At 49.7% G+C, this 15,281-nt stretch carries 9 protein-coding genes; 7 read left to right on the top strand and 2 right to left on the bottom strand.

Translation table 11 applies throughout. The annotated features are described in order from the left end of the window. From porW to tsaE, 3 genes are all read left to right on the top strand, one after another. Nucleotides 1-2,391: type IX secretion system periplasmic lipoprotein PorW/SprE (gene porW, locus BN93_RS05320; RefSeq protein WP_019187309.1), on the top strand; the 2,391-nt coding region annotated here is incomplete at its 5' end. Nucleotides 2,392-2,393: 2 nt separating this feature from the next. Then, nucleotides 2,394-3,953, top strand: coding sequence for a T9SS response regulator signal transducer PorX (gene porX, locus BN93_RS05325; protein ID WP_019187310.1), 1,560 nt, complete (start codon nt 2,394-2,396; stop codon nt 3,951-3,953). Nucleotides 3,954-4,057: 104 nt separating this feature from the next. Next, nucleotides 4,058-4,471 (top strand): tRNA (adenosine(37)-N6)-threonylcarbamoyltransferase complex ATPase subunit type 1 TsaE, encoded by a 414-nt coding sequence (tsaE, locus tag BN93_RS05330; RefSeq protein WP_019187311.1) that lies wholly within the window; start codon nt 4,058-4,060, stop codon nt 4,469-4,471. Nucleotides 4,472-4,798: 327 nt separating this feature from the next. Here tsaE and BN93_RS05335 read toward each other — a convergent pair whose 3' ends face one another. Together BN93_RS05335 and BN93_RS05340 are read right to left on the bottom strand one after the other, a co-directional pair. Then, the gene (locus tag BN93_RS05335; RefSeq protein WP_019187313.1) at nt 4,799-6,523 is read right to left on the bottom strand and encodes an ABC transporter ATP-binding protein; all 1,725 of its coding nucleotides are present in this window, start codon (nt 6,521-6,523) and stop codon (nt 4,799-4,801) included. 25 nt (nt 6,524-6,548) lie between these two features. Continuing rightward, nucleotides 6,549-8,303, bottom strand: coding sequence for an ABC transporter ATP-binding protein (locus BN93_RS05340; protein ID WP_019187314.1), 1,755 nt, complete (start codon nt 8,301-8,303; stop codon nt 6,549-6,551). Nucleotides 8,304-9,361: 1,058 nt separating this feature from the next. Here BN93_RS05340 and BN93_RS05345 point away from each other — a divergent pair. The 4 genes from BN93_RS05345 (at nt 9,362) to BN93_RS05365 (ending at nt 15,109) form a co-directional block, all read left to right on the top strand. Then, complete coding sequence (locus BN93_RS05345) at nt 9,362-9,856, top strand: DUF4251 domain-containing protein (protein WP_019187315.1); 495 nt, start codon at nt 9,362-9,364, stop codon at nt 9,854-9,856. A gap of 43 nt (nt 9,857-9,899) precedes the next feature. Beyond that, nucleotides 9,900-10,148 (top strand): hypothetical protein, encoded by a 249-nt coding sequence (locus tag BN93_RS05350; protein ID WP_019187316.1) that lies wholly within the window; start codon nt 9,900-9,902, stop codon nt 10,146-10,148. 1,890 nt (nt 10,149-12,038) lie between these two features. Continuing rightward, nucleotides 12,039-13,283 (top strand): GTPase HflX, encoded by a 1,245-nt coding sequence (gene hflX, locus BN93_RS05360; protein WP_019187318.1) that lies wholly within the window; start codon nt 12,039-12,041, stop codon nt 13,281-13,283. Then, nucleotides 13,280-15,109: a DUF4954 family protein gene (locus BN93_RS05365; protein WP_044259896.1), complete on the top strand. Its 1,830-nt coding sequence runs from the start codon at nt 13,280-13,282 to the stop codon at nt 15,107-15,109. The genes hflX and BN93_RS05365 overlap by 4 nt, the downstream gene beginning before the upstream one ends. The last annotated feature ends 172 nt before the right edge of the window (nt 15,110-15,281 follow it).

Below are 15,281 nucleotides of genomic sequence, written 5' to 3' on the forward strand. Positions count from 1 at the left end.
CTGGCACAACGCGACACCGCCAACGCCATCGCCGCCTACGAAAACGGCGGAAAGCGAGCCACACGCAATGGTATTGAGAAGGGTGTGCTGATGCTTAAGTTGGGCAATGTGTATTGGCAGAAACAACGCTTTGCGGATGCACGCCGCTGTTACAACGAGGCACTGGGACTTCTCGATAAAGAACGCCCCGACTACGAAGAACTTTCGCAGCGTTCGAAAGTGCTCGACGAGCTAGTGCCGCACATTGAGGCCGTACAACTACAAGACTCGCTGCAACAGCTGGCCACTATGCCCGAACCGCAACGCAACGCCGCCATCGACCGCGTGATTGCCGCTTTAAAGAAGAAAGAAAAAGAAGAACAATACGCGCAAGACGAAGAGACGGCACGCCGTACTATCGCCCGAAACAGTTCTGCATCGAACATGCCCAACACCCAAACGCCCATGCAACGCACGCAACAAGGTGGCGGATGGTACTTCTACAACCCCATCGCAGTGAGTCAAGGCAAGGCCGCCTTCGAACGACAGTGGGGCAAACGCGACAATGTGGACAACTGGCAACGACTAAACAAGGCCGCCGTAGCACTGAACACGCCCTTAGATGAGCCGTCGGCCGAACAACGCGACTCGATTTTGGCCGAGGAAGCGCGCCGCGACTCCATACAACAGGCCATGCAAACAGCCGAGAACGACCCACATAAACGCGAGTTTTACTTGGCGCAAATACCGTTTACTGCCGAACAGCGGCAGGCAAGCGACCAATTGCTCACCGATGGACTGTTCCATTCGGGCGTGATTTTCAAAGACAAGCTCGACCAACTCTCCCTGTCCGAGAAAGCCTTACGCAGGCTTACCGACAACTATCCGCAGTTCGACAAGATGCCGCAGGCATACTACCACCTTTTCTTACTCTACATGCGCAAGGGCGACAAGGTTACAGCACAGCGTTATGCAGACTTGCTGAAACAGCAATATCCCAAGCACGAGCTTACCGAACTGATAACAGACCCCTATTACTTTGCCAACGCACAGCGTGGCGAACATATAGAAGACTCGCTCTACGCCGTAACCTACGACTTCTTCAAAGCCGAGAACTACGCAGCAGTGAAACGCAACGCAAAGGTATCGGCCACCAAGTTTAAACACGGCGCCAACCGCGACAAGTTTCTGTTTGTAGAGGCCTTATCCATGCTACACGACGGAAATATCGATGCTTGTCTCAATGGTTTGCAAACGTTGGTGGAGCAATTTCCCCAAAGCGAGCTAAGCAAAATGGCCGCCATGATTGTGAACGGCATTAAGGCTGGCAGGCAAGTGCAGGCAGGTGGGTTCGACCTGAACAACGTTTGGCAACGCCGAACGGCCGCCGCCAACGCTGCCGACAGCCTGAAAGGCAAGCAGTTTAGCAACGATCGCAACGCCAATTTCCTCTTCGTAATGGCCTACCAACCCGATTTCGTAGACGAAAACAAGCTGATTTTCGCCTTGGCCAAATACAATTTCACCAACTATTTGGTGCGAAACTTCGAGATACGAACCGAAACCGACAACGGATTACGCTTGATGATAGTGAGCGGTTTCCGCAATTTCGACGAGGCTTTGCAGTATGCACGCGAGCTACATCGCCAAACGGGCATCGTGGGAAGGCTGAACAACGGGCGCACACTCGTAATAAGCGAAGACAACATGCAACTACTTGGCAAGGAATTTAGTTTCGACGACTACGACAAATACTACGCCAAGCACTTCGCTCCGCTGAAAGTAAGCACCTTCCGCCTGCTTAACGAGCCTGCCGAAATCGTTCAACCCGAAGCTCCCGTACGACTTCCCACCATCGAAGAGATAGATCGCGCGCTGGATAACGACTTTGTTCTGCCCAACGAAAAGGCAACAACGGATGTTGACGAAGACACTTACCCCATTACCGAAGAGCCTAACCAAAAGCAAAAAGGCAATTCTGCAACAAAGCAAAAGGCCGACGACGCAACGGTGATTGAGGCGCCACAACAACCCACACGACAGCCCGATGACGGTACTATCGTGATAGAAGACGACACGCCTAGCACCCCAAAAACCAAGCCAAACAACAATAAGGGGCAGCAAAAACCGCAACAGCCCACGCAACAAAAGGGCAAAACACAACAAACCCAAACGCAGCCAAAGGGCAAAACGCCTGTAAAAACAGAGCCAAAGCCCCAAAAACAACCCACAAAGACCGACAAGAAAGAAGACACGGGCATCGACTTTAAAGACGAACTAGGCAACAAGGGCAAGAAAACCAACCCCCAAAAGACGCCTACCGCTAAGCAAGACAGCACCAAAACGCCTGCCAAGCCCAAGCGAAAAGAGATTGACCCCGATGATGAATATTACGATTTAGAAGGATTTTGACAATGAACAACGGACTGATTTTATGGGCCGACGACGAGATAGAACTGCTCAAAGCCCACATTATATTTCTAGAAAAGAAAGGTTATGAGGTTGTAACCGTGAGCAATGGCATGGATGCACTAGACCAATGCAAGCAACGCAACTTCGACCTTATCATGCTCGACGAGATGATGCCCGGCCTTTCGGGGCTCGAAACGCTGCAACGCATCAAGGAAATACAGCCTGCCACGCCCGCGGTGATGTGCACCAAGAGCGAAGAAGAGAACATCATGGAACAGGCCATCGGCTCTAAAATAGCCGATTACCTCATCAAACCCGTCAATCCAAGCCAGATATTGCTCACCCTGAAGAAGAACATTCACCGCAAAGAGATTGTTTCTGAGGTTACGCAAACGGGCTATCAGCAAAACTTCCAAGACATTTCGATGCAGATAATAGACTGTAAAACGCTTGACGATTGGCGCAAAGTGTATCGCCGTTTGGTGCATTGGGAACTTGAACTAAGCAATACGGGCAGCAGCATGGCCGACATATTGGTAACCCAAAAGGAGGAGGCCAACAACGCTTTCGCCAAATATGTAAAGGCCAATTACATGGATTGGGTGGCCGAAGGCGCCTCTACATCCAACGGACGCCCCGTAATGAGCCCCGACTTGTTTAAGCATTCCATCTTTCCCTTGCTCGATAAGGGCGAGAAAGTGTTCCTCATCGTACTCGATAACTTTCGTTACGACCAATGGAAAACGCTGGAAAGCGAGATTGGCGACCTCTTCGACATCGACGAAGACATGTACATCACCATCCTACCTACCGCAACCCAGTATGCGCGTAACGCCATATTCAGCGGACTTATGCCCAATAAAATTGCGAAAATGTTTCCAGAACTGTGGGTAGACGAGGACGAAGAGGAGGGCAAAAACCTCAACGAAGACCTGCTGATAAAGACACAGATAGACCGTTATCGCCGCCACGACTCTTTCAGCTACACCAAAGTAAACACGTCGGCAGAGGCAGAAAAGCTGCTCGAACACTTCTCGCAGTTGTCTCAAAACGACCTGAACGTGATGGTGTTCAACTTCATCGACATGCTTTCGCACGCCCGAACAGAGTCGCGCATGGTGCGCGAACTGGCCAATAACGAGTCGGCCTATCGTTCCATCACGCTCAGTTGGTTTCGCCATTCCATTCTTGCCAACCTCTTCAAGCGACTTTCGCAGAGCGATTTCACCGTGGTTCTCACCACCGATCACGGCTCAATCCGCACCTCAAAACCCGTAAAGATAGTGGGCGACCGCAACACCAACACCAACCTACGCTACAAGTTGGGCAAGAACTTAAACTATAATTCCAAAGAAGTGTTCACCATCAAAGAGCCACACAAGGCTCAACTGCCCTCGCCAAACATCAGCACCAGCTACGTTTTCGCCACGGGCAACAGTTTCTTTGCCTACCCCAACAACTACAATTACTACGTATCCTACTACAAGGATACGTTCCAACATGGGGGCATCAGCATGGAAGAGATGCTCGTTCCGCTAGTCACCATGCGGCGAAGGCGATAACAACGCACCAAAAATATAGGATAACCCCACACAACACAACCACTTAACAAGCCGCAACAAAAGGCCAACGCGCCCCCAGTTGCGGCCATAAACCACAACATACAATGACACTTACAATTACATCGTTGGCCCAAATACACAACGTGGCCAAACAATTCATCAACAATATAGGCACGGGTAAGGTCTTCGCCTTCTACGGAAAGATGGGTTCGGGCAAAACAACTTTCATCAAAGCCGTGTGCGAAGAGTTGGGCGTTACCGACGTTATCACCTCGCCCACCTCTGCCATCGTAAACGAATATCACAGCGAACAAACACCCAAACCCATCTTCCACTTCGACTTTTACCGCATAAAAAAACTCGAAGAGGTGTACGATATGGGTTACGAAGACTACTTTTACAGCGGCTCTCTCTGTTTTCTTGAATGGCCCGAACTAATCGAAGAGATTTTGCCTGCCGATGTTGTGAAGGTAAAAATCGAGGAACAGGCGGACGGAAGTCGCACGGTGACGTTCTGAAAGCACAACATATTGAAACTGCTCTGCCGCATTAGACTTGTCTAAGCAACGCTGCTGTATTAGCCCGAACACAGCACCAAAAGCACCGCACCACGTCCCAATGCCGCCTCGTTAGGCCGCATTGGGACATGGTGCAGTTGCTTTTTAGCCATCCTTCGTTTGCCCGATGACCAACCACCCTTTGCCTTGTCGTCAACCATCCTTTGCTGTGTCGCCAACCATCATTTGCCTGATGCCCAACCATCGTTTGTTTGATGTCCATCATCGTTTGCTTTGACGTCAATCATCCTTTGCAATGTGGCCGACCAAAAACACTTTACAACACGATTAAGAGTCACTCAATTGCAGCCGAACGACACGTGCGAACTCGCCGTTCTCCTTCAACAACTCCTGGGGTGAGCCCTGTTCGCGCACCGTTCCCCCATCCAGAACCACGATATGGTCGGCATTTAGCACAGTGCGCATACGGTGGGCGATTATTACAACCGTTTTATTGCGCACCAGTTCTGATATTCCAGCCTGTATTTTGGTTTCATTCTCGGCATCGACACTGGCTGTGGCCTCGTCTAGCAGTATCACTGGCGCATCTTTCAAGAGTGCTCTCGCAATGGATATGCGCTGGCGTTCGCCTCCCGATAGTGTCTCGCCATTCTCTCCGATGATGGTGTCGTAGCCCTGCGGCATGCTCCTGATGAAGTCGTCGCATTGCGCCAACCGTGCCGCCTGCCGCACTTCGTCGTCGGTGGCGTTGCGTTTGCCAATGCGTATGTTGTCGGCAACAGAGGCATTGAACAGCAAAACGTCTTGGAAAACCACTGCATAATTCTTCAACAACGCCTCTGCATCCATCTCGGCGATGTTCTTTCCACCAAGTGTAACCTCCCCTTCGTCCACATCCCAAAAGCGTGCGGCAAGCTTGGCAGCCGTACTTTTGCCGCCGCCAGAAGGACCTACCAACGCCGTTACTTGACCTTGGCGGGCAGTGAACGACACATCGTGCAACACTTGTTTGCCCGTCTCGTAAGAAAAGCTCACTCCACGAAACGCGATGTCGTAACCATTCACCTCCACATCCTTGCTCCCATCGAGTGTGGGCATGGCTTCTATCTGCCTCATTCGCTTAATGCGCACGTCTAAGTAAGACAATACGACCATGTGCGTGCAAACATCTTGTATGGGATTGTAAACCATTGCCGAAACAAGCACAAAGGCCAAATAGACAAACAGCGACACATCGCCGCGCTGCATGAGCCACGCACCCAGCAACAACACCGAGGGCATGCCCAGCTTTAACAGCACAGCAGAGACGTTAACCAAAGAACTGGTCACCAATTCGCTGCTAACCAGAGCCTTTTCGTAGACATTGAGCCTCTCGTCCAGCTGCCTGTCGTACGCCTCTTCGCCATTATATGCCTTAATCTCCTGCACACATTCCAGTCCCTCTTGTATCTGTTCGGTCAGTGCGCGTTTCACTTTGTAGTGCTTAGTGAAAGCCTTAGCTATGCTACGCACAGACAAAAGCAACACCAACAAAGCCGGTGGCACGGGCCAGTACACGGCCAGAGCTAGCCTCCAATCGTAAGAAAACAGGCCTATGCCCACCACAACCACGCTTGTGCCGGCGGCGAAAAGCTGGGGCACGGCATGCGAAAAGGTCTCTTCAAGCTGCGCACAATCCTCCATCATGGTGGAGGTTAGGTCAGACAGGTTGTGCTCTCCGAAGAATGCCAGCGGCAAACGGCGAAGCTTTTCGGCCAAGGTTATGCGTCGTTGCGCACTTTCCGCATACACGGTTACGTAGGTGCTGTTATACTGCCACCTGCTAACGACGAACATGACGCACAGGGCAACCAGGGCAAGCAGAAGGTAAAGCCACAGCGATTGGGGCGGCGCAGCACGGCGCACGTCAACATATTCCATCAAGAAGAAAAACAAATAGCTGGGTGGCAACATTAGCGCCACGTTTAACAGCGTAGAGAAGAATATGCCTCTACGCAGGTCTTTCGCCCCTTTTTCAGACAGTGCGAAACGGTTTTGAAAATATCTAATCATTATTTCTAGCCCCCTTAAGTTGTCGTTATAACCTCCATGCGATGGCCCGTTGGTATTCGTTCCACATGCGGTAGTATCTTCCTTGACGCCCAATAAGTTCTTCGTGCGTGCCTTGCTCGGCTATTTCTCCATTGTTCAGCACCACAATCCGGTCTGCATCTTGCACGGTGGTAAGCCTATGGGCAATCATCAGCACGGTTTTCCCTTTTGTAAGGTTTGCCAGGGCCCGCCTTATCAAGTGCTCGTTCTCGGGATCGGCAAAGGCGGTTGCCTCGTCTAGCACCACTATGGGCGCATCTTTCAAGATGGCTCGTGCAAGCACCAGCCTTTGCTGTTCGCCTCCCGATAGGTAAGTTCCGTCTGCGCCGATAACCGTATCCAGTCCCTTTGGCAGCCTATTCACTATTTCGCGACTTTGAGACAGATCCACGGCACGGTTTATCTGCTCGATGGTTGCTCCCTCATTGCCATAGCGCAAGTTGTCCAGCAGTGAGGTTTTAAACAGGCGTGTGTTTTGGAAAACGAACGACACGCATTGCATCAGCTCCGCCTTGTGCACCTGCCTAACGTCTACCCCGCCTATGCTTACGCTGCCCTCGCACACGTCCCAGAAACGCGGCACCAGCCGTGCGAGGGTTGTTTTGCCACTGCCCGATGCCCCCACGATGGCCGTTGTGCTTCCCTGAGGCATGTTCAGGCAAACGCGGTGCAGTGTCTCTTTCTCCGCATCTCCGTATTTAAAGCTCACTTTGTCTAGGCAAATGTCGTACGAAGTGATTTTTCGCGGTTCGCTGCTCATGGGCAATGGGGTAGCCTCGGTTAGCCTTTCCAGCCTTTCTATAGCCTCGTTGGCCATGAACAAGCTTTGCATAAGGTGCATCATCCGCATCACGTTAAGCCCGATTATCGGGGCGATGAGCACGTATAAGAACATGTTGGCGATGACGACAGCGACATTTCGCCCGTGCCCTATCATCACTATGCCCACAGGTACGAGCACAAAGGCGAAGGCGTTGATGGCCACGATGTAGAAAGACATAGGCGTACGCCACACCAGGGTGTACTTAATAACGAGGTCTCGATAGGCGATGATGCTGTTGTAGAAACGTTTGAACGAGAAAACCGTTTGTTGAAACACCTTTACAACGGGTATTCCCCGCACGTACTCAACCGCCTCTGCACCCATCCGCTCTTGCGCATCCAGGTATAGTCGCTGAAACTGGTTGTTCTTGGGGTTCATCATAAAGCCCATTATGCCGAAGGCGCATACGATGGGAACAAGCGCAGCCAAGCCCAACTGCCAGTCTACGGCGAGCAACAGCGCGACAACGCCCAGCGGCGAGACGATGCTGCCCGCCACGTCGGGCAGTATGTGGGCCACGAAGGTGTGCGTTTGGCTCGAGTCCTCATCGATAACCTTGCGCATGCCACCCGTGTTATGGGTGTCGAAAAAGCCCAATGGCGACCGCATCAAAGCGTGCATGGCCTGCCGCCGCATGTTGGTTTCTACGCGGAAAGCCGCTAGGTGAGACAGCGCTAGCGCCAAGAAGTAGAGCAACACGTTGAATACAGACACGGCAAAGGCGGCAAGGGCGTAGTTCCACACGGGCGTGGCGGCCAGATTGCCACCAGTGGTGAGCAGCGTGCGCACCACCAGCCACACCAAGACAAAGGGAACAAGCGACAATAGCCCGTTTATGGCCGACAAAGCCACCGAAAGCGGCAGCAAAGCCTTGCGCCTGCCCATGTAGTTTCCCAGTCGTTTAAGTACTTTTATCATTTTGTTAGTCGCATTTGTTGTTTACTTATGCCCCCACTTAAAGCTCCTTGCCACGTTTCGGCACGGTTTACATGGCGGCATACAATGTTTCTTGTTTTTATTTGGCACGCTTAGCCCACTCCGCACGTCCGCCTTATGGTAGTGTTCGGCTAGGTATTGCAGAGTGTCGGCAAACTTGTTTCTGCTTGTTTGCACAGCTTCATTATACCATACGCCAAGCCCAACCAGCCCCTTTCTAGGCCATTTGCCCCAAATTTCATTAAGTTAGGCAACGCATGGTGGCGAAACCCAAGGGCAGCGTGCGGCAACAAGCCTCTAATTAGGTAGCGTGCGGAATATTTTTAATGTTTACGTTGTTTTACGCTGGCTGTTCTTAGTTGTTTACAAAGGTATCACTTTAAATCCAAATAACGGACAAATGAGAAAGAAAAAAACGGTCAATCGTAACTTATAAGGAGGGCCGTATGCAAATTTTCCCTATCGCGTTTCAAGGCTTTTCCCCATCGGCCTACAAACAATCCCTTCTCACGAGGTTTGTTTTTAGTGGCAAAATGGAGATTGTTACGTGGGTATCGCCAGGTCAATTAACAAATGTTTGGTGTACAACTTGTGCGGAGAAATGCACTGTTAGCACCTGAAAGCCTTGCGAAGTGCGGCTTATTGCAGGACTGTACGCTGCTATTGTACGGCAAACAGAAGTTACAAACCATTCTTTCCTGATAGAAAACACGTGCCTTGCATGGGCGAAAAGACGGTTAAAGCGGAGAAGAATAGGGCATAGAAAGCAACAAGTGGGATTGAAATACTTGGTGGGAGGAGGGCAACCAGAAAGACATAAGTAACACAACGGCTCTACACGCCATACAGCCCGAGCCTAGGAAAACGACTGGTAAAAATTGGTTAAATCAGCAGCAATACCTTGCATAAGTCGCAGAATTGGCGTAACTTAGGGCACGCCCACACTCGGAGAGATAAGCTTAACCAAGTTGGTCATGCACCCCACGATGAGGAAATGTGGACGGAGAACACCACAATAAGGACTTATAAAGGATGCTGATATGAAACAAGTGATAGGAGTTGCCGTGGCCATAGCATTGCTGGCAGGCTGCGCAGGAACGCGAAACTTATCGCCCGAAAAGGCGAAAAGGCAGGCCGAAATGGCACAAAAGGTGAACGAAGGCCTAGAAAAGCAACAATACACAATAGAAGTAAGCCACGTATATCCCATGCGAATGCAGGCCAAAGCCTTGTCTTATGGCTATTACATCAAGGTGTCGGGCGACTCCATTTATTCGTACCTGCCCTATTTCGGGCATGCTTACCGCGTGCCGTATGGCGGAGGAAAAGCACTAGACTTTGCCGAAAAGATGACCGACTACACCATCAGCAAAGGCAAAGACGGACGAATGAACATCGAAATAAAGGTAAACAACCGCGAAGACCGCTATGCCTATCACCTAGAAGTGTACGATAACGGACACGCCTACATCGATGTTTCGGCCGACGAACGCGACAGAATTGGCTTTGCTGGGATGATGAACGTGGGGCGATAAGGGGAATGACGAAATGCTTATTAAATTATTAAATGGATGACGTATGGAGGCAAACCCGTCTTATTGGCGATTTATTGAAGAATGGCATCCCAAGTATTGGTCGGACGACAGGGTGCTTCTTTGCGATATTCTTTTTCGCCACTTGGAAAAAGAAGATGTTGATGAAGATGATAAAAAGTGGATAGCAAAAGACTTTAACTCGAATGAAGAAATTGTACACGAGCTAAAACGCTTGGAAAAAGACCTTTATTCGGAAAGTCTTGGTAATTACTATGAGCGGTTGTTCGCATAAAATGAGTTTGTCGTATTGAAAGGAGTTTGTTGTCTTTGTGATGCCAGCACAAGATAAACACCACGCTCATATTACGAAGAGCAGGATAAATCAACTCACTAGCTTGATAAACTCACAAAACACCAACAATTTCCGAATACATCAACACATCAATTTACGAACTCATCAACTCATAAATTCAAAAACTCATCAACTCACAAACTTACAAGCTCACCAACTCATTAACTCAAAAACTCACAAACCCACAAACTCACAAACCCATCAACGCACAAACTTACAAGCTCACCAACCCATCAGCTCGTTAACCTGTCAACTGACTAGGGTGAAAACTGGCTGCGCCCACTAGCCTTGTCAACTCGTTAACGTGTTAACCTATCAACTGGCTAAGGTAAGAACAGGCTGCGCACAATAGCCTTGTCAACTCGTTAACTTATCAACCTGTCAACTGACTAGGGTGAAAAATGGCTGCGCACAATAACCTTATCAACCCGTTAACGTGTTAACCTATCAACTGACTAAGGTGAAAACTGGCTGCGCCCACTAGCCTTGTCAACTTGTTAACTAGTCAACTTGTCAACTCAAAATAATTAAATTTTATTTTACAACAGCCCTCTAATTTTCACTCCGTTCTAGCGAAAAAACAGGTTAAAAGGTAGGTAAATAACTACCATTTCAGACCTTTCACATCTTTCAGCTTGTCCGTTTTTAAGAAGAAAACCCATATTTTGCACCATTTTGCCTTTCTAGATTGGTTGCCAACCCGTATTTTTTCAACCCCCAATTACCCACTTTTAGCCCCCAAAACCCACTTTTTAGCGGTTATTTTATCCTTTTTGGCCATGTGTTTCATGGTTCGAAGAGGTTTTGTTTATACACTTTCAGTGGATATTTATGCTTTTCATACCGCATTAAGCACCATTTAGCACTGCGTTTTGCACCCTTTTACCCTGCATTTAGCACCAAAATGCACCACGTTTAGCACCAAATAGCACTGCGTTTAGCACCAAAATGCACTGCGTTTTGGTACTAAATGCAGGGTATTTTACTGCAAATAGCCCAAAGGTTGGTGCAAATGGCGGTTCTTTGGAATATAAATTCATTTTACCACATTCACATGCTGACCCCTTTTTGTATCAAAACGAACCTTCGCGAGAATCGATTTTTTGCGACAAGGTGAGCACTTGGTGGATAAAAAGGGCACTTATGAGGTTAAATATCTTACTAAAAACTGGACAAAAGTACTTATGCCGCATACCAACACGTGAGCAACGGCACAGAAACCACATACACTTACTATCGACAGCGCGAGCAGTTGCCAGGCATGTTGCTCACGACCAACGGACACAGCACTATGGAAACGCAGAAGTAAAGCCGCCATTAACGGCCAGTTTTCAACTTGTAGATGGTGCATTGAATGCTTTCTGCCAAGTTGCTTTTTTGAAACATAACCACGACTTGCCACAAGCAAAAGGGGGCAGGATTTCAGATTTTATCGTACCTTTGTGCCTACCCCGCACATGGGCGGAGTGTTTATCGTGGTTTTACAGCACAAAGGGCATAAACCCCTCTCCATTTATAAGAATATTAAAAGTCAAGACATCTTCACGGTTGAGAATAACAAACAATGCCACGAAAGTAGAATTGTTGAGGAGACTTTTTATGTCAGTAGCCGCGACAAGTAAGTTTACAAAATGGGCAATTGGCAAGTTCCTGCGGAGGCGAGTTAACCTAGTAGCTACCAACTTGTAACCGAAAGAACACGCAAAGCTATCAAATGGTAAAGCCGCCCACACGCGCATTGGAAAGAAAAACACGTTGCAAGGCTTTGTAGTTTTAGGTTTTTGCATTATATTTGCACTGAAATAGACTAGATGCAATAAGACACCTAAAATGAAAGAATTTGTAATATCCGAGGTTAAAGCCGAAACCGCCGTGCTGGTGGGGCTGATAACGCAACAGCAAAACGAGGCCAAGACCAAAGAATATCTTGACGAATTGGAGTTTTTGGCCGACACGGCAGGCGCCGTTACGGTGAAACGTTTCACCCAAAGGCTTAATGCGCCTAGTATGGTTACATACGTGGGCAAAGGCAAACTCGAAGAGATAAAACAATATATACTGGCCGAAGAAGAGGCCGAACGCGAAGTGGGAATGGTTATTTTCGACGATGAGTTGTCGGCTAAACAAATGCGCAACATCGAAAAAGAACTGAACGTGAAGATATTGGACCGCACTTCGCTCATCCTCGACATCTTCGCCATGCGCGCACAAACGGCAAATGCCAAAACGCAAGTGGAGCTGGCGCAATACAGATACATGCTGCCCAGGCTGCAACGACTGTGGACTCACCTTGAAAGACAAGGCGGCGGTTCGGGTAGTGGCGGCGGAAAAGGCTCGGTGGGACTGCGTGGACCAGGTGAAACGCAGCTCGAAATGGACCGCCGAATTATCCTCGCGCGCATGGCTTTGCTGAAAGAACGATTGGCCGAGATTGACAAACAAAAGACAACGCAACGCAAAAACCGCGGTAGGATGGTGCGCGTGGCACTGGTGGGCTATACCAACGTGGGCAAAAGCACCATCATGAACCTGCTTGCAAAAAGCGAAGTGTTTGCCGAAAACAAGCTTTTCGCCACGCTCGACACGACAGTAAGGAAGGTGGTGGTTGAAAATCTGCCCTTCCTCTTGGCCGACACCGTGGGCTTTATACGCAAGTTGCCCACCGATTTGGTTGACTCGTTTAAGTCGACACTAGACGAAGTGCGCGAGGCCGACTTGCTTGTGCACGTGGTAGACATATCGCACCCCGACTTTGAGGAGCAGATTGCGGTAGTGGAAAAGACACTAACCGAACTGGATTGTGCCGACAAGCCCAGCATGATTGTGTTTAACAAGATTGACAACTACACCTTTGTGAAGAAAGATGAGGACGACCTTACACCCGCAACTAAGGAAAATATGACCCTCGACGACCTGAAACGAACGTGGATGGCCAAACTAAACGACAACTGCATATTTATTTCGGCACGCGAAAAAACCAATGTAGACGAACTAAGGGACAGGCTATACGCCAAGGTTCGCGAACTTCACGTGCAGAAATATCCCTATAACGACTTTTTATACGAAATGGAATGATGTACCGATTACTTACCGATGAGGAAATAACCCTGCTAGAAGACCACGGCTGTCAGGCCGAGAACTGGGAGGCAATTATGGTGGCCGAAGACTTCAAACCCACCTACGTGCACGACGTTACCTTTTATGGCGACATCAAACTGGGCGTGTTCGAGAAGAATATCGAGGTTAGTAGGGGGTTCCTTAAACATTCGGGCTTGCGCAATGCCACGCTCCGCAACGTGTGCATTGGCGACAACAGCCTGGTGGAGAACATCGGTAACTACATCAACAACTATACCATCGGCGAAGAATGCTATATCTCGAACGTTAGCACGATGGAGACAACGGAGGGCGCAACCTATGGCGAAGGCAACCTCATATCGGTGCTTAACGAGGTGGGCGAAGGCAATGTTACGCTCTTCGATGGGCTGAATAGCCAGCTGGCCGCATTCATGGTGAAACACAATGCCGACAAAGAACTGCGCGAAAGGATTAGGCAAATGATTGCCGAAGAGCTTGAACGCACCCTACCCGACCGCGGAACGATTGGCTTTGGCGTGAAAATAGTGAACACGCGCGAGGTGGTGAACACCATCGTACAAGACAATTGCGAGGTGAACGGCGCGGCAAGACTATTCGATTGCTCGCTGCTTAGCGCGGCAGGTTCGGGCGTATATGTGGGCAGCGGCGTTATTTGCGAGAACTCTATCGTGGCCGACGGCTCTTCGATAACCAACGATTGCAACCTGCAAGACTGCTATGTGGGCGAGGCTTGCCAGCTAACCAATGGCTTTACGGCATCGGCCAGCGTGTTTTTTGCCAACAGCTACATGAGCAACGGCGAGGCCTGCGCCGCCTTTTGCGGTCCGTTCACGGCCAGCCATCATAAAAGTTCGCTGCTCATTGGGGCAATGTTCTCATTTTATAACGCAGGTTCGGCCACCAATTTCAGTAATCATGCCTACAAGATGGGGCCCATGCACTACGGCATTTTGGAGCGTGGAACGAAGACGGCAAGCGGTGCTTACATCCTAATGCCGGCCAACATCGGGGCTTTCTCGGTGTGTTTTGGCAAGCTAATGCACCATCCCGACACGCGCAACATCCCCTTTTCGTACCTCATTGCCTATGGCGACATCATGTATCTTGTGCCGGGGCGCAACCTAAACACCGTGGGCTTGTATCGCGATGTGCGCAAATGGCCCAAGCGCGACATACGTCCACGCAGCGGACAAAAAAGCATTGTGAACTTTACTTGGCTTAGTCCGTTCACCGTTAACGAGATGTTGCAAGGCAAGCAGATACTTGAAAAGCTGCGCGAGGCACAAGGCGAGATGGTGCCCGAGTACAATTTCAGGGGATACGTGATAACCAACAACTCGCTGAACATCGGCTTGCGCAACTACGACATGGCCATTAAGATGTTCTTGGCGCGGTGCGTACGGAAGTATGGGCCTACAGAACCCGCCTCTACCACAGGCTGGCGGCAGTGGAGCGACTTATCGGGACTGCTGCTACCAGAAAGCGAAGAGCTAAGGTTGATAGAGGAAATAAAGAGCGGCGAGATGGCCGACATACAGCGAGTTACCGACCGTTTCGGCGAGATTGGCGAACGTTACGAGCAATACGAATGGGCATTCGCCTACCGTCTGATAAACGAATACTACGGCATAGCACAGCCCACGCACGCCGATTGGCAAGACATCATCGACCAAGGGCGCGAGGCCAAGCGGCAATGGATTGCCACAATAAGGGAAGATGCCTTGAAGGAATACAAGTTGGGCGATGTGGAAGAGGATGTATATCGCGGATTTGTGGAACAGCTAAATAAGGAAACCGAATAATATCAACAAAACAAATCTTATCGTATGAGCATTAAATCGATTTTGGTTGCCTTGCTCCTCACAGGAGCGGCAACAGCCATGCAAGCAAAAGATTACAAGTACCAAACGGTGAAGGGCGACCCAACGGGAACGCGCATCTACACCTTGGACAACGGACTGCGCGTGTATCTCT

Source organism: Prevotella conceptionensis 9403948 (genome assembly GCF_000312305.1).
In the GTDB taxonomy this organism is placed as follows: domain Bacteria; phylum Bacteroidota; class Bacteroidia; order Bacteroidales; family Bacteroidaceae; genus Prevotella; species Prevotella conceptionensis.

Excerpts from the sequence above, each read along its gene's own strand:
- porX (WP_019187310.1), top strand. The coding sequence starts at position 2,394 with ATGAACAACGGACTGATTTTATGGGCCGACGACGAGATAGAACTGCTC.
- tsaE (WP_019187311.1), top strand. The coding sequence starts at position 4,058 with ATGACACTTACAATTACATCGTTGGCCCAAATACACAACGTGGCCAAA.
- BN93_RS05335 (WP_019187313.1), bottom strand. The coding sequence starts at position 6,523 with ATGATTAGATATTTTCAAAACCGTTTCGCACTGTCTGAAAAAGGGGCG.
- BN93_RS05340 (WP_019187314.1), bottom strand. The coding sequence starts at position 8,303 with ATGATAAAAGTACTTAAACGACTGGGAAACTACATGGGCAGGCGCAAG.
- BN93_RS05345 (WP_019187315.1), top strand. The coding sequence starts at position 9,362 with ATGAAACAAGTGATAGGAGTTGCCGTGGCCATAGCATTGCTGGCAGGC.
- BN93_RS05350 (WP_019187316.1), top strand. The coding sequence starts at position 9,900 with ATGGAGGCAAACCCGTCTTATTGGCGATTTATTGAAGAATGGCATCCC.
- hflX (WP_019187318.1), top strand. The coding sequence starts at position 12,039 with ATGAAAGAATTTGTAATATCCGAGGTTAAAGCCGAAACCGCCGTGCTG.
- BN93_RS05365 (WP_044259896.1), top strand. The coding sequence starts at position 13,280 with ATGATGTACCGATTACTTACCGATGAGGAAATAACCCTGCTAGAAGAC.